The organism is Kitasatospora kazusensis, from assembly GCF_039529945.1.
GTDB lineage: Bacteria > Actinomycetota > Actinomycetes > Streptomycetales > Streptomycetaceae > Kitasatospora > Kitasatospora kazusensis.
Genome location: NZ_BAAANT010000052.1, coordinates 1 through 20,129 on the forward strand (window position 1 = coordinate 1; position 20,129 = coordinate 20,129).

Sequence of the window (20,129 nt, forward strand, 5' to 3'; positions counted from 1 at the left end):
GCTCGTCCGTCGACGGCTTGACCTGCCCAGGGCGTGGCATCCAGGCACCTCCTGGACAGGCAGCCTACCAGCAAAGATCCTTAAGTCACTGGTATTGAGGCTAGTAGGGCTTGGTCAGGTTCGTATTGGTGTGGGTATGTCGCGGTGGCAGGTGGGGCAGGCGCCGGCCCAGGTGGCGAGGAGCAACTGCAGCTCGCGGACGACCTGGTAGAGGCTCAGGCCGCTGCCGTTTCTTTTGGGGATCGGGTCAGCCTCCGGAGCGTGCAGAAGGCGTGGGCGAGGGAGGCGAGGGTGACGTGGTGGTGCCAGCCGTTGAAGGTGCGGCCCTCGAAGTGCGCCAAGCCGAGGGCCTGCTTCATCTCGCGGTAGTCGTGCTCGATGCGCCAGCGGAGTTTGGCCAGGCGGACCAGGGTGGTCAGCGGGGTGTCGGCGGGCAGGTCGGAGAGCCAGAACTGCACGGGCTCGGCCTCCTTGGCGGGCCACTCGGCCAGCAGCCAGCACTCGGCCAGTTCCACGCCTTCGGTGGCATCGCGGATCTCCCGCCCGGCTGGGCGGATCCGCAGGGCCACGAACCGCGAGTACATGCGCTTCAACCCGGTTCGGCCCTTGCCGGGGCGTGAGCCCTCGCGCCAGGACACCGGCCTGGCCGCGCCGCGTCCCGCCTCGACGGCCAGCGCCTTCACGCTGCGGGCCGGGTCCGGATACCTGGCGACCGGCGGCCGCCCGCTGCCGTTGTAGGGCGGAATGAGGGGACGGGCGGCGGCGGGATGGGCGGCGGGCCGACCGGAAACGCCGACCACATAGTGCAGGCCGCGCTGGTTCAGGCCCAGACGGAAGGCGACCGTGTCCCCGTAGCCGGCGTCCGCCAGGACCAGCGGCACCTCGACACCCCAGGACCGGCTCTCGTCGATCATGTCCAGGGCGAGCTGCCACTTCTCCACATGACCCAGCCCCTCGGGGATGCCGCAGCGCTCGCGCCGGGCGACCTTGGCCGGATCGGCCAGGTCGCTGGTCGGGTCCCAGGACCTGGGCAGGAACAACCGCCAGTTCACCGGCGAGGAGGCGTGGTCGCGGGCCAGGTGCACCGACACCCCCACCTGGCAGTTGGTGACTTTGCCCGCGGTGCCGGTGTACTGCCGCGACACGCACGCCGAGGCGTCCCCGTCCTTGAGGAACCCGGTGTCGTCCACGATCAACGCGCTGGGCCTGATCACTTCGTGCATCCGCCATGCCAGCCGAGCCCGCACATGGGCGGGGTTCCACGGGCTCGACGTCACGAAATGCGCCAGCGCCTGCCGGTTGCCGTCCTCTCCAAGCCGAGCCGCCATCGGCTCCACCGACTTCCGCCGCCCCTCCAGCAGCAGACCGCGCACATACGCCTGCCCCCAGCGGTGCTGGTCCGCACGCGTGAACGCCTCGAACATCTCCGCCGCGAACGCCTCCAGGTCCTCACGGGCCTCGGCCATCTCCCCTGGTGTCACACACCAACAACGATCCAACCGACAAACGGACACGCCACCGCTCAACAGACCTGACCAAGCCCTACTAGGACCGGAGAAGTTCGCCGAAGATGTCCCGCCGGGCCGCGTCGCCCGCCGTCAGGACGGCCCCCGCGAGCACCGCGCCCCCGCCGGCCGCACCGACCCGGACCTCCGTGCGCAGCGGCGAGAATCCGGACAACCGTCGTTCGACCAGTCGCGCCAGCACCGGCCCGCCGGCCCGGCCGATCTCGCCGCCGAGCACTACGCACCCGGGGTCCAGCACGACGCAGACCGCCGCCGCGCCGACCGCGATCCGCTCGGCCAGCTCCGCCAGGAACGCCTTCCCGGCGGGGTCCTCGCTCTCGACCGCCGCCCGCACCACCGCCTCCGCGCGCGGCGCGGGGCCGGGGCTGGGCAGCTGGTTCTCCCCCGGCACCGCGAGCCCGTGCCGGCGGGCCAGTTCACAGATCGCCACACTGCCGACCAAGGAGTGGAAGCCACCCTCGCAGGCGGTGGCGCTCGGCAGTCCGACCGTGCCGGGTACGGGCAGGAAGCAGACCTCACCGGTACCCCCGGAGACGCCCCTGCGCAGGCGGCCGTCCAGCATCACGGCGGCGCCGACACTCTCTCCGAGCCAGAGCAGCACGAAGGTGTCCCGATCGCGGGCCGCGCCGATCCGGTGTTCGGCGATGCCCGCGAGGTTGACCTCGTTCTCCAGCAGGACGTCCATGCCCGGCCGGGCCCGCAGCGCGCCGAGCAACTCGTTGTGCCAGCGAGGCAGCCCACCGGCGTTCGCCAGCGCACCGGTCACCGGGTCCACCATGCCCGGCGCGCCGACAGCGACGGTGTGCAGGCTCCCGGCCCCGGCCTCGCGGGCGGTCTCCAGCAGCGTCCGGACCGTACGGTCGACGAGGTCCGGCCCACCCGACGCGCCGGGCACTGCCGGGTCGGGCACCGCCGGGACCTCGGCGGTGGCCAGCGTGCGCCCGGTCAGGTCGGCGATGACCAGGCTGACGCCGGTCGCGCGGACGTCGATGCCGGCCAGGTGCGCACGGTCGCCGACGAGCGCGTAGAGCCGGGCGTTCGGGCCACGGCGCTGCTCACCGCTCTCCCCCGCGACCGCGACCAGTCCACCGTGCTGGAGGCGTTCCAGCAGGTCGGCGACGGTGGGGCGGGACAGGCCGGTCAGCGTCCGCAGCTCCGATGCGGTGAGCGGACCCTGACTGAGCAGCAGGTCGAGCGCCAACCGGTCGTTGATGGCACGGGCGGTGCTCGGGGTTGCCGGGCGAGCGGTGGTCATGGGAGTGCATCCTTCCAGAGGCATCTATCAGGTTCCTTTCCTGATAGATGCCTCCCTCCGATCGGATATATCTATCAGGTTCCCTTCCTGATAGTTTATTGCCCGGGTCGGCCGGACGGCTTCCCAGGGAGGGACGAGAGGCATGACGGAAACCGTGGGCATCAGCGACAGGGCAGCGCGCAGCGGCACTGCCGTCGACGTCGTCGGCGCCAAGCGGAGCGTCTCCCTGGTCTTCGCCGTGCACGGCGCCGTGACGGGCACTTTCGTCACCCGCATTCCCTGGCTGCAACACCACCTGGGGTTGAGCCCCGGGCAACTCGGCCTCGCGCTGCTCTGCCCCGCCATCGGCTCCTCCCTCGCCATGCCGCTGGCCGGCCGGACCGTGCACCGCTACGGCGCGCGCGCCGCCGTCCGGGGCCTGCTGACGCTCTGGTGCCTGGCCCTCGCGCTCCCGATGCTCGCCCCCGGCCTGCCGGTGCTCTGCCTGACGCTGCTCGCGTACGGCGCGACGGCAGGCATGGCCGACGTCGCGATGAACGCCCAAGGGGTGGAGGTCGAACAGCGGCTCGGCCGGTCAATCATGTCCGGACTGCACGGGATGTGGAGCGTGGGCGGGCTGATCGCCTCCGGCTTCGGCGTCCTGGCGGCGCACCAGCAGTTCGACCCCCGACTGCAGCTCGCCGTCACGGCGGTGCTGTTGGCGGCCCTGACGCAGCCGGTCTGCGGCGGGCTGCTCGACACCCGCGCCGAACCGGGCGGGCAGGCTCCGCCGCGCTTCGCCCTGCCGCCGCGTTCGGCGCTCGCCATCGGCCTGGTCGGCTTCTGCGCGGTCTTCGCCGAGGGCGCCGGCATGGACTGGGGCGGGGTCTACCTGCGCGACGTCACCGGCGCCTCCGCCGGCACGGCCGCCGCCTGCTACACCGCCTTCGCCGCCACCATGGCCCTCGCCCGCCTCGGCGGCGACCTGGTGATCCGCCGGTTCGGCCCGGTCGCCACGATCCGGGCCGGCGGGGTGGTGGCCACGCTCGGCGGTCTGCTGGTGGTCGCGGCGGACACCCCGTACCTGGCCGTCCCGGGCTTCGCCCTGATCGGCGTCGGGGTCGCCCCGGTCGTCCCGCTCGCCTTCGCGGCCGCCGGACGCACCGGATCCGACCCCGGCCGGGCCATCGCCGGAGTCGCCACCGTCACCTACACCTCCGGCCTGATCGCACCCGCCGTGATCGGCGCCATCGCCCAGGCCGAGTCGCTCACGCTCTCCTTCGGCGTCGTCACCGCCCTGGCCGCCTGTCTGGTCCTCAGCGCGGGCGCCCTCCGGCTGCGCACGACCGGCGAACCGGCGCCGGAGCCCTCCGGCCTACGGTGAGCGGACAGCGCCGGAGGCCGGAGAACGAACAACGAACTCGGACCGCGTGGAGGCCCGGACCGCGGGCACAGCGGGCGCGTGGCCTACCGCGTGAACGCCAGCACCATCGGGTCCGACTCGGGCGTGATGAAGTCGTACGTCGGATAGTCGACGTGGAGGTGGTGGGTCGCATCCGACTCGCGAGCGAACCCCTCGATGTTGTCGGCCAGCAGGTCGAGTGCTTCCCGTCCGCCCTGAATGCTCAGGATCTGGCCCTCCACGACGACGGAAGCAGTGTCACGCCCCGGCGTCTCCCGGAACGCGATCCGCGACAGTGCCCGCTCGTAGGGGGCGGGGTGCCGGTTGTCCGAGAGATCGCAGCCTCCGCCCTGCCCCCGCAACAGCTGCCCGAGTGCGAGCAGCCCCGGACGTGTCCCGGAGAGCTCAAGCTCCCTGGTCGCCCCGCAGAACAGAACCTGCACCATTGCATTCCCCCGGTCCGGCCGATCCCAGTGATCACCGAGGCGGATCATCCCGCCATTCTTCGGCGTCGGCAAGGCCGGTGGACGACACCATGACGATGGCAGACCTCGGAGCGGCCTCAGAGCCGGTCGAGCGTCGCGGCCGCGCGCAGTTGTGCCAACTCGGCCTCCAGGTCGGCGACCCGGGCCTCCAGTTTCTGGACGTCCCCGACGGCCTCGGTGTAGCCGTCCTTGTGGCGCTTGGCGATCTGGCTGAGGGTGTCGACCCGGTCGGCGAAGGCGTCCCGTTCCGCCGTGATCGGGTGGACCACCGTCTGGGCGACGGCGGCGGCGATCCAGTCCGCCCACTCGTTGATGCGCTCGGTCCCGGTGGGGCCGACGAGCTCGGCGTCCTGAAGGCCGAGGAGCATGGAGGGCCGGATGACGGCGGCGATCTGCTGGGCGTGAGCGGACGGCTCGGTCATCGCTGGGGCTCTCTTTCGGCGAGGTCGGTGACGGCGACGAGCGCCGCCCTCGCAGTCCTGCGCGGTCCTGCGCGGTCCTGCGCTGGACGGGCCCGTCTCCACCCCATGATCCAGCATCGGCCGGGGCACTCGGGCCGGTACGCGTACCCGTCCTGTCTCCGGCACCTCGCCGGGGCCGGCCCGACCGGTCAGCGGGGGCTCTGCGCGCCCTCGGCGGCGGTCGCGTCCAGCTGCGCGCGGGAACGTTCGGCGATCCGCTGGATCTTCGCCGCGAGATGCTCCTGCGGGTCCGGCGTGAACCGGTCCAGCGCGACCATGGCGGTGACGATGACGTCGCACAGCTCGTCCGCCACGTCGGTCCGGGTGTGCGTGACGCCCTTGCGGGGGTTCTGGCCGGTGGCGCCGATGTACGCCTGCATGGTCTCGCCGACCTCCTCGCTGAGCTTCATCAGGCGCATCGCGGTCTCGTGGTCGCCGCCGCCGTTCCGCTGGTCGAGCCAGGTGACGAGTTGCCGGACGGTGGCCCAGGAGTCGGCCGTCCCGGCGCCCCGGTTCCGGTCGTACCAGTCGAGGAACCGGCCGACCACCTCGGCGGCGTCACCGGAACCGGCGGTGGACGCGGCCGTGGACCCGACAGCGCACCCGGCAGTGGACCCGGCATCCGCTGGGTCACCGAAGTCCGTACGGAGCCGCTGGAGCAGGGCCCGCTGGGCGTGGCCGCCGCCGTCGGCGTCGGCGAAGCCGTGACTGCCGAGCCGTGTGCCGCCGCACCCGCAGCGGCATGCGGGAAGGGTGCTGTCGGCCATCGGAGCTCCGTAAACCTTCGTCGGGTGGGCACGGCTGAGCGGTTCAGATCCTCTCACCCGGCCGCCACCCGGCCCGCAGGCGGGAAGGCGACGAGCGGCCCGGCGCCATCCACGCCGGGCCGCTCGCCTCCGCCATGGCCCGCCGGCCCCTCGGCCGGCACCTGACGGCGCCTGGTCAGCTGCCCTCGTCAGCTGCCCTCGTCAGCTGCCGCTCTCGATCCAGGAGCTCTCCAGGGCGTAGGGGTAGCAGTTGATACCGAAACGCCAGTAGCCGACGCCCACCCAGTTGCCGGGGTGCACCGTCCCGTCGGCGCAGGCTGCCATGGCGCGGGCGGTTCCGCTGGTGATTCGGCAGTTCTCCCACCAGCTGAAGGAGTTCGAACCGTAACTGTCACACGAGTAGTCGTGCGGGACGACCCTGGTAACCGTGTGCGGCGCAGCCGCTCGGGCCGTGCCTGTGGCGGTGGCGGCACCGGCCGGTCCGGCGGCGGCCACACTCGCGGCCATGGCAAGGGCGACCGCCGCCGTCGAAACCACTGTCCTGGTGCTCTTGATCGTGAAGCTCATCAGATGATGCCTTCCGTCAAACGCTGCCAATAGTGCGTGGGCGGAGTCATCGTGTTGCTTCACGATTTTGGAGGCAACACTTCCGTTACAAAGGGAAACGATTCGGCCACCGACCGTCCTGTGGCCGTGTTTTCACCGCATTTCCTGATATCCGTCCCGGCGCCGCGCAAACGCGAACTCTCCGCTCCGCACTCTCGAATCCGAGGTCACACCGGTACGTTCACCGACCAACCACCGGCATCCGCTCCAGCCCCGACCGAATCCACGCCGAATCCACGCCGGAACCGTCCCGGAGGCGATCCGGCAGCCCTCCAGCAGCGATCCGGGGCCGCCCGGAGGGCCCACGCCGGACGGGAGCAACTCCTGCCACGCGCGCCCCCAGCGCACGCAAGCGGCACCGAACTGCGAGAACGCTCCCCCTGTACGCCGCCGACCCACAGGACCGGCCCGGCCCACAGCACGGCGCACAGCGCGGGCCGCGACGCGGGCCACAGCCGCCGAGCACTGCCGAGGGCGGTCGAGCACAGCCGGCCTCCCGACGGGATTTCCGGCTCGAACGTGCTCATCGAAGGCTCCTCCCCCCGACGCCTCCTCGACGCCTCCCCGACGCCTCCCTCGACTGCTCTCCGCTCACCGCCGCCCCGCCCGGGGGCCCGGACCGCCACCGGAAGGCGGCATGGCATCCTCTGAGCCATGAACGCCGCAGCTCAGCCGTCCGCCACCGCCCGCCGCAACCCCGTAGGCGCGCACGTGCCCGTCGCCGGGCGCGGGCTGGTCGGCACCGGGCTCGCGTACGCACGACGGGTGGGCGCGGAGGCGGTGCAGGTCTTCGTCGCGAACCCGCGTGGCTGGGCCACCCCGGCCGGCGACGCCGCCAAGGACGCGGAGTTCCGGGAGGCGTGCGCGGCCGAGGGCATCCCGGCGTACGTCCACGCGCCCTACCTGATCAACTTCGGTTCGGACTCCGACGCCACCAGGGAGCGGTCGGCCGGGTCCCTGCGCCACTCACTGCTGCGCGCGCACCGGATCGGGGCGCTCGGGGTCGTGGTGCACACCGGTTCGGCCGTCGGGCAGGCGCCTGACGGCGGCTCGCGGTACGCCGCCGCGATGGCGCAGGTACGGGAGGACGTCCGGCCGTTGCTGGACGAGTTGGACGCGCTCGGCGAGGACGCGCCCTGGCTGCTCCTCGAACCGACCGCCGGGCAGGGCAACTCGCTGTGCTCGCGGATGGAGGACCTCGCCGCCTACGCGGACGCGCTGGAGCACCACCCCAGGGTCGGGGTCTGTCTGGACACCTGCCACGCCTTCGCCGCCGGCCACGACCTCGCGGCGCCGGGCGGGGTGGCCGCCGCCCTCGACGCCCTGGTCGCGTCGGTCGGCCCCGGCCGGCTGCGGCTGATCCACGCCAACGACTCCATGGACGTGGTCGGCGCCCGCAAGGACCGCCACGCCAACATCGGCGCGGGCCACATCGGCGCCGACCCGTTCGGCGAACTGTTCGCCCACCCGGCGACCGCAGGCGTCCCCCTGATCATCGAGACCCCGGACGGACGCCACGACCCCGCCCGGGTCGAGGGCGCCCGTCACGCCGCCGACATCACCCGCCTCAAGGAACTGCGGAGCGCGGCGGACGTGAGCGTGCCCACAGCGGCGTAGGCGGATCCACGTAAGCGATGCGGCGTAAGCGGACCGGCAAAAGCGAACCCGCGCAGGCGAACCACGCAGGGGTGCCCGCCCCGGGGTCAGACCGCTGCCAGCGCGTCGATCTCGACCCGGCAGGCCGGGTGCACCAGTGCGCTGACCTGCACCAGCGAGGAGGCCGGCGGCCGCTCCACCGGGAGGTACCGGTCGCGCACCTGCCGGAAGAACGGCAGGTCGGCGAGGTCGGTCAGATAGACCGTCAGTTTGACGACGTGCTCCATGCCCGCGCCCGCACTGGCGAGTGCGGTCACCAGGTTCTCGAAGACCTGGGTGATCTGCGCCTCCGGGTCGTCCACGCCGACCACCTGCCCGTCGCGGTCGAGCGGCAGCTGACCGGAGACGGCGACCGTCCGGCCGCTGAACACGACGACGTGGCTGTAGCCGTTGACCGGCGGCATGCCGTCCGGCCGGATGTGGTGCTCCTGCACGAGATTCCCCCTGAGGTCGAACGGAGTCGGCGCGGTGATCATCATTCCAGAGCGCCCCCGCCGGGCGGGCGGCGGTACGGCGACACGGCCGGGCGGCCGACCGGGCGGGCGACGGCACGGCCAGTGGGCACCCCGCCCTTCCGCAGGTCCGGCGGGGTGCGGACAATGGGCCACCCGTTCACTCCCCAGGAGGTCAGGTCAGATGTTCCGCCGCTGGTGGTTCGTCAGGCTGCTGCGCAACGCCGAGCCGGAACGGCGCCGACCGCGCCGCCGGCTGTCGAAGGAGCAGCAGGAACTCGTCCTGCGCGAGTGGGAGGTGCTGCGCGACCGGCTGGCCGAGTTCGCCGCCGAGCGGCTGGCCGCCGTCGGCGACGTCTTCCGCGCGGCCGAACTGCGGCTCCCGCCCGAGGAGGCGACCGCCCGACGGGACTACCTGTGGGCCCTGGAGGCGTACGAGGCGGCGGGCAAGCTGCTCGACGAGGCCGTGGACCTGCCGGATCTCACCGCCGCCGTGGTGCTCGCCGAGCGGGCGGTCGAACGGCTGGCCGCCGCCCACGCACTGCACGCCGGCCACCGCTCCGCGCCGCAGGTCGTCCGGTGCTTCTACAACCCGCTGCACGCCCCGGTGCCGCACGTCCCGGCCCGGAGTGCGAAGAAGACCAGGCAGCGGCCCCGAGTGGGGGCCCGCGAAGCCGCGGCCGACCGTCGGCCGGCCTGCCCGGCCTGTCGCAACGCGATCCTGGCGGGGCAGCTGCCCGACGTCCTGCCCGCGCTGCTCCCGGCCGGTGCGGCGGGGCGCCGCTCGCCCCGGGTGCTGGTTCCCTACTACACCGTCCCGCAGCAGTGGTCGCCGTGGTCCGCGACCGCCTGCGGCGCGTACGACGACGAGGTGCCCGCGATGGTCCTGCGCGGCGACCACCGCCGCCGCGCACCCCGGCCCGGCCGCTGACCCGCGCCCCGCTCCTAGCCACCCAGGGGTGCGCAGGTGCCGGGCGGCGGCCGGGCTGGCTTAGGCTCGACGGGTGCCCGACGCCCCCCGCCCCTCCGCCGCCCGCCTGCCCTGGCTGCGCCTCGCCCTGCTCGTGCTGATCCTCGGCGCGGCCGCCGGATCGCTGCTGCTCTGGGACCCGACGCAGCTGCTGGCGGCCCGGACGGCCGGGATCTGGCGGGTACCCGTCTTCCTGGCCGTCTACGCGCTGGGCACCCTGGCCTTCGTCCCCAAGCCCGCGCTGAACGCGGCCGCCGGGCTGCTGCTCGGAGTGGCCGTCGGGCTGCCGCTCGCCGTGCTCGGCACCACCCTCGGCGCAGCACTCGCCTTCGGCCTCGGCCGTGTCCTCGGACGGGACGCGCTGCGCCCGCTGCTCAAGGCGAAGGTGCTGGCGGCACTGGACCGGCGGCTCACCGAGCAGGGCTTCCGCAGTGTGCTGCTGCTCCGGCTGATTCCGGGCATCCCGTTCCAGGCCGCGAACTACGGCGCCGCGTTCTCGGGGGTGGGGACGGTGCCGTTCCTCTCCGCGACGGCGCTGGGCGTGGTGCCAGGCACCGCCGCGTACGTGGTCGCGGGCGCCAGCGCCGGTACGCCCGGCTCACCCGCCTTCCTGCTCTCCGCCGCCGTGATCGCCGCGATGGGCGTGTTCAGCCTGGCCTCGCTCTGGCGGTCGTCACGCCGCTCGCGGGCCGCGACCGCCACCGCCGCCGCCACCACCGCCTGAGCCCGCCCCACCCGCCCCACCCGCCCCACCCAGCGCACCCACCCCACCCGGCCCGTCGATGACGTCCCGACCGCCCGGCTCACCGGGCTCACCCGCGAAGACCACCCGTCCCCGGTGCAGCCGGTAGACCAGGCAGTCCCCGGCGGGCAGCCGGGGCAGCGACTGCGCCGCGAGGACGACCGTCCGGCCCGCCCGGACGGAGTCGAGCAGCATCCCGTGCAGCCGCGCGGCCACGGCGGGCGCCAGCCCCCGGTCGGGCTCGTCCAGCAGGAGCAGCCGGGGGCGGACGAGCAGCGCCCGCGCCACCGCGACCAGCTGCTGCTGGCCGCCCGACAGGGTCCCGGCCGGGCGGCCCAGCAGGGCGAGCAGCTCGGGGAAGAACTCCCCGACGGCCTCGGCGTCCCCGCCGGGGGTGGCGAGGCGAAGGTTCTCCGCCACCGTGAGCGAGCCGAAGACGGCCCGCTCGGCGGGCACCAGTGCCAGGCCCTGCCGGGCCCGCCGGTACGCGTCGAGCCCGCCGACCTCGCTGCCGCGCCAGAGCACTCGCCCGGCCGAGGTCGGCACCACACCGGCCAGTGCGTGCAGGGCGCTGGTCCGGCCGGAGCCGTTGCGCCCGAGCAGCAGGGTGATCCGCCCGGCCGGGAAGGCCAGGTCGACGCCGTGCAGGGCCTCCACCGGGCCGTAGCGGACCCGTACGCCGCGCAGCTCGGCCTCGACCGTCATCCCGTCGCCTCCCCCCAGCTCAGCCCCACCCGCGGATCGGCCAGCACCCGCGCCGCCGGTCCGGCGGTCACCACCCGGCCCGCCGCCATCGCGTACACGGCGTCCGCCAGCTCCGACACCAGCTCGGTGTCGTGCTCGACCAGCAGCAACGGCAGGCCGTCCGCCGCGAGCGCCCGCAGTACGGCGGCGAGCCGGGCGGTCTCGGCGGCGTCCAGGCCGACCGAGGGCTCGTCGAGCAGCAGCACCCGGGGGCCGGCGGCCAGCGCGCGGGCCAGCTCGACCATCCGGAGCGTCCCGGTGGGCAGCTCGGCGGCCGGAGCGTCCCGGGCGGCCGCCAAGCCCAGCAGGGTGAGCGCGCGGTCGGTCGCGGCCCGGGCGCCGTGCCGCCGTACCTGTTCGGCGCCGACCAGGACGTTCTCGGCGACGGTGAGGGTGGGGAAGACCGCGATCCGCTGGAAGGTCCGGGCCAGGCCGAGCCGGGCGCGGGCGTGTTCGGGCAGCCGGGTGATGTCGCACCCGTCCAACAGGACCCGGCCCTCGTCCGGGCGGGCGGCGCCGCTCAGGCAGTCGAACAGGGTGCTCTTGCCCGCGCCGTTGGGTCCGACCAACGCCGTGATCCGGCCCGGCGGCGCGACCAGGTCGACGCCGTCCACAGCGGCGATCCCGCCGAACCGCCGGACCACCCCGCGGGCCGTCAGCCGTCCCGCACCCGCCCGGCTCACCTCGGCCCCCCGAAACGGTCCCCCGCACTCGGCCCGGCGCTCGGCCCGGCACGCTCCGCGATCCGCGCCCTCACCCGCGCGCCCGCCGGGCTCAGCCGCGTTCCGGCCGGGCCCGGCGGTTCGGCCGGCCCGGGCCGGGTCCCGCCCCAGCGGGCGGCGCGCCGGGCCGCCCCGGCGAGGCCGCCCGGCATCCGGCCCAGCGCCATCGCCAGTACGCCGACCACCACCGCCGAGACGCCGGGCACGGTGCCGGCGTCCAGGCCGACCAGCAGCGCGGCCGCCAGCACCGCCCCGACCGCACTGTCGGCGCCCGCGACCACCACCGTCGCGAACCAGATCAGACCCTGGACGGGATCGAAGGCGGACGCGTCGAACGCCCGCCCCGCCAGCCCCATCAGCCCGCCGCCGAGCGCGGCCAGCCCGGCCCCGGCGGTGAACGCGAGCAGTTTGAGGCGGGGCACGTCCACCCCTGCCGCCTCGGCGCCGGCCTGGTGGTCCCGCATCGCCGTCAGCGCGCGGCCGAGCCGCCCGCGGTGCAGCCTGCGCACCAGCAGCAGCCCGGCGCCGAGCAGCAGCAGTTCGGCGGCGTAGAAGGCGCGGTCGCCGTCCAGGAAGGCCGGGCGGTCGAGGGTGAGCCCGCTGGTGGCGTACGGCTGCTCGAAGACGAAGCGGCTCATCGCCGTACCGACCGCGAACGTCACCAGCGCCAGTGCCAGGCCCCTGCGACGGATCGCGGGCCACCCGGTGAGCAGCCCGAGCGGCGCGGTGGCCAGGACGGCCAGCAGCAGCGCCGGGACGGCGGGCAGCGGGGGCAGGCCGGGGATCCGGCCGGAGATCAGCAGCGCCGTCCCGAGCGAGCCGAGCCCGGCATACCCGGCCTGGCCCAGCGACACCTGCCCGCTGTAGCCGGTGACCACCACGACCGAGAGCAGCACCAGCGCCAGCGCGGGGACGAACAGTGCCCGCCGCAGGTCGCCGCCCTGGAAGCCGAGCGGCAGCAGGACCAGGACGACGCAGGCCGCCCGCGCCGCCCGCCCGGCCGGGCTGGCCACGGCGCGACCGCCGCCGCCCGCCACCGGTTCGGAGCCGTCGCCGAGTGTGCGGCCCCACAGCGCCGCCACCAGCAGGGCGATCACGAACAGGTTCGCCTGCACCGCCTGGACCAGCGGCAGCAGCTGCCCGCCCGGGCGGAGGCGGGTCAGCTCGCTCTGCGCGATCCCGAGCAGCAGCCCGGTGGCGACGGCCACCGGGAGGCTGCGCAGCCGGGCCGCGACCGCGACCGCCATGGTCTCCATCACCAGCAGCGGCAGCCCGTACGGGTCCAGCAGCAGGAAGGGCGCCAGCAGCACGCCGACCAGCCCGGCGGTGAACGAGCCGAACGCCCACCCGGCGGCCGAGACCCGGTCGGCGTCCACCCCGGTGAGTTCGGCGAGCCGCCGGTTGTCGACCACCGCGCGCAGCTGTCCGCCGAAGGCGGTGAACCGGGTGACGGCGGCCACCAGCAGGGCGAGAGCCGCCACGGCACCGAGCTGGACGGCGGTGTCCAGGCGCAGCACGTGCCCGCCGGGCAGGGTGATCGACGTGGCCGGGACGAGGGACGGCGTGTCGGCGAGCGGGGCGGTGCCCCAGAGCAGCACCACCGTGCCGATGAGCAGCACGAAGACGCCCAGGCAGGCCACCATCGTCTCGGCGGCCCCCGCGCCGCGCCGTTGCAGCGGGCGGAAGACCAGCGCGTCCAGCAGGAGGCCCAGTGCCGGGGCCGCGAGCAGCAGGCAGAAGGCGGCGGCGAGCGGTGTCGGCCAGTGCCGGACCACCACGAGCTCGCGCAGCAGGTAGGCGGTGGCCATCGCCTGCGCGCCCTGGGCCAGGTTGAGGACGCCGGTCGCGCGGTGGGTGACGACCAGGCCGATACCGCTGAGCGCGGCGGCGCTGCCGACCGTGAGCCCGGCGAGTGCCAGGTCCACGGTGAGGCCGAAGGAGGCTCCGCCGGCCATCCGGGTCAGTCCGTCCGTCCGGGTGCGGGTTCGCAGACCGGGCAGGGGGCGAGGCCGCGCTCGCGCAGCCGGGGTCCGTCCACCGGTTCGGCCCGGTCCTTGCCCGCCACCAGCAGGCAGCCCGGGCGGTGGTAGAGCGTCCCCTCCGGGAGCGCCAGCAGTGCCGCCCCGCCGGGGGCGGACCCGGGCGGGGGTGCGCCGGGGTCAGGAACGGGGTCAGGATCCGGGGGCTGCTCGACCAGCAGGGTGTACAGCACCTCGACCCGGCGGTCGGTCAGGTCCCCGGGCCCGCCCCGTCCCGGCGCCCTGGCGGCGGCCAGCACGGCTCCGGCCACGATCAGCGCGGCTCCGGGCACCGTCGCCGAGGCCAGGTAGGGCAGCTGGCGGGCCGTGAGGGCCTCGCCGGACACGCCGTACCAGCCGAGCACGCAGAGCACGGCGCCGACCACCGCCGCGAACCACCCCGGCGACTCGCGCACCGCCCGGACCACCGCCCGGACGGCCTCTGCTCCTGGGACCCGCTTCGTCCGGTTCACGGAGGTTTCTCCGTTCTCGCCCTCGAATTGCGATTTACCCATATATCCGCCTTCATGGTGTCACCTGCGACGTTTCCAGGAACAGCCCGGACCAGGGCCCTGGACACACCGGCCGGGAAGGGCGGAGTACGCCGGAGATCCGCCGGATGCCCTCCCGGACGGACCGAGACCGACGGTGAGGAACCCATGTATCCGACCCAGACCACCCGGCGGGCCGCGAGCGCCCTGCTCGCCGTCCTGCTGCTCGCCGTCGGCTCCGCCGCCTGCAGCAGCAGCAAGAGCACCAGCGCGTCCTCCCCGAGCACCTCGGTTTCCGCCTCCGCGAGCGCGTCGGCTTCCGTGTCGGCGTCCGCGTCCACCTCGCCCCCGGCCTCCGCATCCGCTTCGGTGTCCGCTTCCGCGGGCGGGGCCGCCCCGGCCGACCCTGCGGCGGCCCAGGCCATGATCACGACGAACTGGCAGAAGTTCTTCGACCCGACGACCCCGCTGACCGCCAAGGCGGCACTGCTGCAGAACGGTGACCAGCTGATGCCGCTGCTGCAGGGCTTCTCCCAGGACCCCCGGGTCGGCCAGGTCAAGGCCCAGGTCACCAACGTCACCTTCACCTCGCCCACGGACGCCACCGTGACCTACACGCTCTCCCTCCAGGGGACGGTCGTGGAGCCCGCCGCCTCCGGCAGGGCGGTCCTCGACAACGGGACCTGGAAGGTCTCCAGCTCGACTCTGTGCGGCCTGGTCACCCTGAGCGGCGCCACCGGCCTCCCCGGATGCGCCTGACCCCGCCCGGTGCGGCCGCCCGGACCGGGCGGCCGGGCCCGCGTCGCCCGGACGGCGTAACCCGCCCCCGGATTCGCGCCGCCCGGCGGGCAGCCGTTCTCCTCGCCGCAGCCGTCCTGCTGGCCGGCTGCGGCACCCGCCTGCCCGGGAGCGCGTTCGCCGGCCGTTCCGCAGCCCCGGCCGGTTCGCCCGGGGGCGGCGCGACGGACACCGGTGTCACCGCCGCCGAGATCCGGATCGGCATCGTCACCTCGCTCACCAGCCCGGTCGGCGGCGAGACCTTCAGCGGGCCGCGCTACGGCGCGCTGGCGTTCTTCCGTTCGCTGAACGACCGGGGCGGCCTGCACGGACGCACCGTCAAGGTCGTGACCTGCGACGACGGCGGCAGCGGGATCGGCAACCAGGGCTGCGTCCACCAGCTGGTCGACCACGACCAGGTGTTCGCCTTCGTCTCCGGCAGCGTGCTGGACTACGCCGGGGCCTCGTACGTGAGCGGCAAGGGCGTGCCGGACGTGGGCGGCCAGCCGATCGGCACGGCGTACGACCAGTGGCCGCACCTCTACGGCATCTACGGCAGCAGCGCGCCGCGGGACGGCCGCTCGGTGGGCTGGAACGGCACGCTCTACCAGAGCACCGAGGTGTTCCGCTTCTTCAAGGAGCGGCTCGGTGCGCGCAACGCCGCGGTGGTGTCCTACAACCAGGCCGACTCCGCCCGCTACGCGACGCAGCTGACGCAGGGCCTGGAGGCCGAGGGCTACCGGGTGCTGGCCCAGACCGTGGACTTCGCGCTGCCCGACTTCCAGGCGGTCGCGGCGGCGATGAAGGCGGACGGCTCGCAGCTGGTCTTCGACGCCATGGACGCCCGGGGCAACGCCGCGCTCTGCCAGGCCCTGGACACGGCCGGGGTGCGGGTGGCGGCCAAGGTGACCAACGTGCAGAACTGGTCGGAGACCGTCCGCGACGACTACCGCTCCTCCCCCGGCTGCCGGAACGCGCTCTGGTCCACCTCGTCCAGCCGCAACTACGAGGACACCGGCTACCCCGCCGTGAAGGAGTTCCGCGACGCCATGGCCCGCTGGTACCCGGAGCGTGCGGGCCTGCTGTCCGCCTGGGAGCTGGAGGGCTGGGCCGGCGCCCAGTGGCTGACCGACGCGATGGACTCCTGCGGGACGGGCCTGACCAGGGCCTGCGTGGAGCGGTTCATGAACCGGGCGCAGCCGTACGACGCCCACGGCCTGATCCTGCCCGCCTCCTTCACGCCCGCTCCGCAGCCGGACGGCCCCACCCGCGCCTGCCTGGACGCCGCACGCTGGCAGGACGGCGCGTACGGCGGCCACGGCGGCTGGACGACCCAGGTCGCCGACATGACCACCACCTGCTACGAGGTGCCGCAACTGCCGTACCGGCCCTGACCGCGTTGCCCGGCGACACCCCCGGGAGGCACCCCTTGGAGGCACCCCGGGCAACCCCCTGGCGACTTCCCCGGCGGCCTCCCTGACGGCGCGCCGGGAATTCGCTACCGCCGGTCGGCGGGCTCGGCCAGGATGGCCTTCATGACCACGACACCGCGTATCGATCCGCCCCTGGCCGCCGACGAGACGACCATGCTGACGGCCTGGCTCGACTTCCACCGGGCCACCCTGGCCCTCAAGTGCGAGGGGCTGACGGACGAGCAGCTGCGCACCCGCCCGGTCGCGCCCTCCTCGCTCTCGCTGCTCGGACTGGTCCGGCACATGGCCGAGGTGGAGCAGGCCTGGTTCGTCAGCCGGCTGGCCGGCCAGGAGACCGAGGACATCTACTGGACCGAGGAGGACGAGGACGCCGACTTCAACGCGGTCGACACCGCCGACGTCGCCGGGGCCTTCGCCACCTGGCAGGCGCAGATCGCGCTGGCCCGGGCGGCGGCGGACGGTCTCTCCTTGGACACGGTGGCCAAGAAGCCCGCCCGTGGCAGGGAAGTGACGCTGCGCTGGATCCTGGTCCACATGATCGAGGAGTACGCGCGTCACAACGGACACGCCGATCTGCTGCGGGAGGCGATCGACGGATCCACCGGAGAGTGAATCCGTTACGCGACTGTTGACGAAACGTCAACTACTGCCAGGCGCGCGCCGATATGGTCTACGCGCGCAACCTTCCGTCGGCCTGCGGCGTCGCAAAAGGTACCCGGGTACCCCCGGGATTCCTGCACGCCACGCCCCGTACGGCGGTCGCGAGCGGGCACCGGAGCGGTGATCAATGCGATACTCGGACAGTTCCGACGAGTGGATGCCGTGTCAGCAGGACACGGACACCCGGGTGGACCAGTACGGGACGAGGCAGGGAGGCGCGGCATGGGAGCACTTCGCGACGAGCACCACAACGGGTGGCTGATGCCCTCCGGGAACTACCCGGCCGCGGTGCCGGACGACCCGTGGGCGACGCAGGCATCGGCACCGACGATCCCGGCGCTCCAGAAGATCGCGTCCCTGAAGCCGACCGGCTTCGAAGCGGCCCGCACGGTCGGCGAGCACGTGCGGGCCGGGACGCCGGTGGTCATGGACCTCACCGAGATGACCGACCCCGAGGCCAAGCGCATGGTCGACTTCGCGTCCGGGCTGGTCTTCGGTACCTGCGGCGGGATCGAGCGGATCGCCCGCCGGGTCTTCCTGCTCACTCCGGCCGACGTCGAGGTGACGGTCATCGACCGGCCGCTCGACGAGACGGGCTTCTACAACCAGAGCTGAGCGGGCCGGAGCCGGGCCACGACCCGCGCCGAGCCGACCGGACCAGCCGGGGACGACACCGTCGTCCCCGGTTTTTTGCTGCCCTTTCGCCGGCCCTTCGCTGCCCTTTCGCCGCCCTTCACTGCCCTTTCGCCGCCCTTCACTGCCCTTCCACCGTCCCAGATGAGGCGTCGACGAAAAGAATGAGACATCCACGTCTCATCTGACCTACACTTGCCGCATGGCTACTGATCGCGACTCCGTCCTTGAGGCCGCTGTCGGCGTGCTCTCGCGCCGCCCGACCGCCCACCTGGACGAGATCGCCCGCGCGGCCGGCATCAGCCGGGCCACCCTGCACCGGATCTTCCCGGGCCGCGAGGCCCTGATCCGCGAGGTCGGCGCCACCGGCCTGCGCAGGTTCGCCGCCGCACTGGACACCGCCCAGATCGACACCGGCGACGCCCAGTCCGCGCTGCGCCGCCTGGTCGACGCGCTGGTGCCGGACGCCGCGCTCTGCGCCTTCCTGGCCGGGGAGAACCAGCTCTACGACGACCCGGAGATCAACGAGCTCTGGGAGATCCAGGACGCCCGGGTCCGCGCGCTCTTCCTCCGCGGCCAGCAGCAGGGCGTGTTCCGGATCGAACTCTCCGCCGCCTGGCTGAGCGAAGCCTTCTTCGATCTCGTCGCCGGTGTCGGCTGGGCCGTCCAGGACGGACGCCTCGCCCCGCGTGACAGTGCCTACTCGCTCGCCGAACTCTTCCTCGGCGGCGCCCTCAGGAGCCCCGACCAACCATGAGCACCACCGCCCGAGCCACCGTCGTCCACTCCCCCGCCGCCGACCCCCGCCGCTGGATAGGCCTCGCCGTCCTGGTGCTCGCGGTGAGCCTGGTCGCGATCGACGCGACCGTCCTGTCGCTCGCCCTCCCCTCCATCAGCGAGACCCTGCAGCCCAGCGGCACGCAGCTGCTCTGGATCGGTGACAGCTACTCCTTCGTCCTGGCCGGCCTGCTGGTCAGCATGGGCGCCCTCAGCGACCGGATCGGCCGCAAGAAGCTGCTGCTGATCGGCTCCTCCGCGTTCGGCGCCGCCTCCCTGCTGGCCGCGTACGCACCGGGCCCGGGCTGGTTGATCATGGCCCGCGCGCTGCTCGGCGTCGCCGGGGCGACCATCATGCCGTCCACCCTCTCGCTGATCCGCGGCCTCTTCCCCGACGACCGCGAGCGGGCCACCGCGATCGGCGTCTGGGGCGCGGGCGCCACCGCCGGCGCCGCACTCGGCCCGCTGGTGGGCGGGGTACTGCTGGAGCACTTCTGGTGGGGCTCGGTCTTCCTGCTGAACCTGCCGGTGCTCGCCCTGCTGCTGGTGCTCGGCGCCTGGCTGCTGCCCGAGTCCAAGGACCCGAAGCCGGGCAGCTGGGACGTGCGCAGCGTGGCCCTGTCGATGGCCGGCGTGATCGGCGTGGTGTACGCGGTCAAGGAAGCCGCCGCCAACGGGCTCGGACACTGGTACGTCCCCGTCAGCTTCGCGCTCGGCGCGGCCGCCCTGACCGCCTTCGTCCACCGCCAGCTGCACCTGCCGTCCCCGCTGCTGGACGTCCGGCTGTTCCGCAACCCGCGGTTCACGGCCGCCGCGCTCGGCTCGCTGACGGCCCTGATCGGGCTCTCCGGCGTGGTGTTCTTCATGTCGCAGTACCTCCAGCTGGTCCGTGGCTACTCCCCGCTGACCGCCGGCATCGCCGAACTCCCGGCCTTCCTCGGGGCCGTCGTCGGCGGCCTGCTGACGGCCCGGCTGGCCCGGCGCACCGGTGCCAGGGCCACCCTGACCGGCGGCCTGATGGCGATGGGCCTCGGGATCGGCCTGCTCGGCTGGGTCCACCAGGACAGCGGGTACCTGCTGCTCGGCCTCGCCTTCCTGGCCGTCGGCACCGCCGAGGGCGTGGTCTACACCCTCGCCGCCGACCTGGTGCTCACCGCCGCACCCGCCGAGAAGGCCGGCGCCGCCTCGGCCGTCTCGGAGACGGCGTACGAGCTCGGCACCGCCCTGGGCATCGCGCTGGTCGGCTCGGTGGTCACCTCGATCTACGTCGGCGCGCTCGCCCTACCGGCCGGGACGGACCCCGCCGTCGCGGCCCGGGCCCAGGAGTCGATCGGCGGCGCGGTGGAGGCCTCCGCGACCCTGCCCGCGGAGGTCGGCGGGCCGCTCCTGGCCGGCGCGAAGCACGCCTTCGTCCACGGCATGAACGTCGCCGCGGTGCTCTCGGCAGCCCTCCTGTTCGCCTCGGCGGCGACCGCCTGGTACCTCCTGCGGAAGAAGCCGTAGGCCGACGTTCAGAACCGGCTACCCCAGGGGCGCGTGGGGGTACCTCCCGGCCGAAGGCTGGGGGAGAACT

At 73.9% G+C, this 20,129-nt stretch carries 21 protein-coding genes; 10 read left to right on the forward strand and 11 right to left on the reverse strand.

The window, feature by feature from the left end; genetic code table 11:
• Window positions 1-215: 215 nt before the first annotated feature.
• Together ABD330_RS28515 and ABD330_RS28520 are read right to left on the reverse strand one after the other, a co-directional pair.
• Window positions 216-1,466 carry an IS701 family transposase gene (locus ABD330_RS28515; protein WP_344468899.1) on the reverse strand — a complete coding sequence of 417 codons (1,251 nt, stop codon included), beginning with the start codon at window positions 1,464-1,466 and terminating at the stop codon, window positions 216-218.
• Window positions 1,467-1,545: 79 nt separating this feature from the next.
• Entirely contained in the window at window positions 1,546-2,781 is a 1,236-nt protein-coding gene (locus ABD330_RS28520; RefSeq protein WP_344468900.1) for an ROK family transcriptional regulator, read from the reverse strand.
• 142 nt (window positions 2,782-2,923) lie between these two features.
• Between ABD330_RS28520 and ABD330_RS28525 the strand changes: the two genes are divergently transcribed.
• Complete coding sequence (locus tag ABD330_RS28525) at window positions 2,924-4,144, forward strand: MFS transporter (protein WP_344468902.1); 1,221 nt, start codon at window positions 2,924-2,926, stop codon at window positions 4,142-4,144.
• An 83-nt stretch (window positions 4,145-4,227) separates the two neighbouring features.
• Here the strand turns inward: ABD330_RS28525 and ABD330_RS28530 are convergent, their stop codons facing one another.
• The 4 genes from ABD330_RS28530 to ABD330_RS28545 form a co-directional block, all read right to left on the reverse strand.
• Window positions 4,228-4,656, reverse strand: coding sequence for an Imm32 family immunity protein (locus ABD330_RS28530; protein WP_344468904.1), 429 nt, complete (start codon window positions 4,654-4,656; stop codon window positions 4,228-4,230).
• A gap of 68 nt (window positions 4,657-4,724) precedes the next feature.
• Window positions 4,725-5,069 carry a hypothetical protein gene (locus ABD330_RS28535; protein ID WP_344468906.1) on the reverse strand — a complete coding sequence of 115 codons (345 nt, stop codon included), beginning with the start codon at window positions 5,067-5,069 and terminating at the stop codon, window positions 4,725-4,727.
• Between the two features lie 188 nt (window positions 5,070-5,257).
• On the reverse strand, window positions 5,258-5,875 hold the full coding sequence (locus tag ABD330_RS28540; protein WP_344468907.1) for a MazG-like family protein: 618 nt from the start codon (window positions 5,873-5,875) through the stop codon (window positions 5,258-5,260).
• Between the two features lie 201 nt (window positions 5,876-6,076).
• Window positions 6,077-6,442, reverse strand: coding sequence for a hypothetical protein (locus tag ABD330_RS28545; RefSeq protein WP_344468909.1), 366 nt, complete (start codon window positions 6,440-6,442; stop codon window positions 6,077-6,079).
• Window positions 6,443-7,135: 693 nt separating this feature from the next.
• Between ABD330_RS28545 and ABD330_RS28550 the strand changes: the two genes are divergently transcribed.
• The gene (locus ABD330_RS28550; protein ID WP_344468910.1) at window positions 7,136-8,098 is read left to right on the forward strand and encodes a deoxyribonuclease IV; all 963 of its coding nucleotides are present in this window, start codon (window positions 7,136-7,138) and stop codon (window positions 8,096-8,098) included.
• An 86-nt stretch (window positions 8,099-8,184) separates the two neighbouring features.
• On the opposite strand, the gene ABD330_RS28555 is transcribed toward ABD330_RS28550, so the two are convergent.
• Complete coding sequence (locus tag ABD330_RS28555; RefSeq protein WP_344468912.1) at window positions 8,185-8,571, reverse strand: RidA family protein; 387 nt, start codon at window positions 8,569-8,571, stop codon at window positions 8,185-8,187.
• A 202-nt stretch (window positions 8,572-8,773) separates the two neighbouring features.
• Here ABD330_RS28555 and ABD330_RS28560 point away from each other — a divergent pair, with 202 nt between their 5' ends.
• Together ABD330_RS28560 and ABD330_RS28565 are read left to right on the forward strand one after the other, a co-directional pair.
• Window positions 8,774-9,520, forward strand: coding sequence for a hypothetical protein (locus ABD330_RS28560; RefSeq protein ID WP_344468914.1), 747 nt, complete (start codon window positions 8,774-8,776; stop codon window positions 9,518-9,520).
• Between the two features lie 73 nt (window positions 9,521-9,593).
• Window positions 9,594-10,283 (forward strand): TVP38/TMEM64 family protein, encoded by a 690-nt coding sequence (locus ABD330_RS28565; protein WP_344468916.1) that lies wholly within the window; start codon window positions 9,594-9,596, stop codon window positions 10,281-10,283.
• On the opposite strand, the gene ABD330_RS28570 is transcribed toward ABD330_RS28565, so the two are convergent.
• From ABD330_RS28570 to ABD330_RS28585, 4 genes are read right to left on the reverse strand one after another with little or no spacing between them, the layout of a single operon-like run.
• On the reverse strand, window positions 10,233-11,006 hold the full coding sequence (locus ABD330_RS28570; RefSeq protein ID WP_344468918.1) for an ATP-binding cassette domain-containing protein: 774 nt from the start codon (window positions 11,004-11,006) through the stop codon (window positions 10,233-10,235). The genes ABD330_RS28565 and ABD330_RS28570 overlap by 51 nt on opposite strands.
• Window positions 11,003-11,728, reverse strand: a complete 726-nt coding sequence (locus tag ABD330_RS28575) for an ABC transporter ATP-binding protein (RefSeq protein ID WP_344468920.1) — start codon at window positions 11,726-11,728, stop codon at window positions 11,003-11,005. Before ABD330_RS28575 ends, ABD330_RS28570 begins: the two co-directional genes overlap by 4 nt.
• On the reverse strand, window positions 11,725-13,722 hold the full coding sequence (locus ABD330_RS28580; protein ID WP_344468921.1) for an ABC transporter permease subunit: 1,998 nt from the start codon (window positions 13,720-13,722) through the stop codon (window positions 11,725-11,727). The genes ABD330_RS28575 and ABD330_RS28580 overlap by 4 nt, the downstream gene beginning before the upstream one ends.
• Window positions 13,723-13,727: 5 nt before the next feature.
• On the reverse strand, window positions 13,728-14,213 hold the full coding sequence (locus tag ABD330_RS28585; protein ID WP_425555671.1) for a hypothetical protein: 486 nt from the start codon (window positions 14,211-14,213) through the stop codon (window positions 13,728-13,730).
• A gap of 231 nt (window positions 14,214-14,444) precedes the next feature.
• Between ABD330_RS28585 and ABD330_RS28590 the strand changes: the two genes are divergently transcribed.
• The 6 genes from ABD330_RS28590 to ABD330_RS28615 all read left to right on the forward strand — a co-directional run bounded on the left by ABD330_RS28590 (window position 14,445) and on the right by ABD330_RS28615 (window position 20,059).
• Window positions 14,445-15,035, forward strand: a complete 591-nt coding sequence (locus ABD330_RS28590; RefSeq protein WP_344468925.1) for an MTB12 C-terminal domain-containing protein — start codon at window positions 14,445-14,447, stop codon at window positions 15,033-15,035.
• The gene (locus ABD330_RS28595) at window positions 15,026-16,447 is read left to right on the forward strand and encodes an ABC transporter substrate-binding protein (protein ID WP_344468926.1); all 1,422 of its coding nucleotides are present in this window, start codon (window positions 15,026-15,028) and stop codon (window positions 16,445-16,447) included. Before ABD330_RS28590 ends, ABD330_RS28595 begins: the two co-directional genes overlap by 10 nt.
• 141 nt (window positions 16,448-16,588) lie before the next feature.
• Window positions 16,589-17,098 carry a DinB family protein gene (locus ABD330_RS28600; protein ID WP_344468928.1) on the forward strand — a complete coding sequence of 170 codons (510 nt, stop codon included), beginning with the start codon at window positions 16,589-16,591 and terminating at the stop codon, window positions 17,096-17,098.
• 270 nt (window positions 17,099-17,368) lie between these two features.
• The gene (locus ABD330_RS28605; protein WP_344468930.1) at window positions 17,369-17,761 is read left to right on the forward strand and encodes a cell division protein SepF; all 393 of its coding nucleotides are present in this window, start codon (window positions 17,369-17,371) and stop codon (window positions 17,759-17,761) included.
• A 220-nt stretch (window positions 17,762-17,981) separates the two neighbouring features.
• On the forward strand, window positions 17,982-18,536 hold the full coding sequence (locus ABD330_RS28610; RefSeq protein ID WP_344468932.1) for a TetR/AcrR family transcriptional regulator: 555 nt from the start codon (window positions 17,982-17,984) through the stop codon (window positions 18,534-18,536).
• On the forward strand, window positions 18,533-20,059 hold the full coding sequence (locus tag ABD330_RS28615) for an MFS transporter (RefSeq protein WP_344468934.1): 1,527 nt from the start codon (window positions 18,533-18,535) through the stop codon (window positions 20,057-20,059). Before ABD330_RS28610 ends, ABD330_RS28615 begins: the two co-directional genes overlap by 4 nt.
• The last annotated feature ends 70 nt before the right edge of the window (window positions 20,060-20,129 follow it).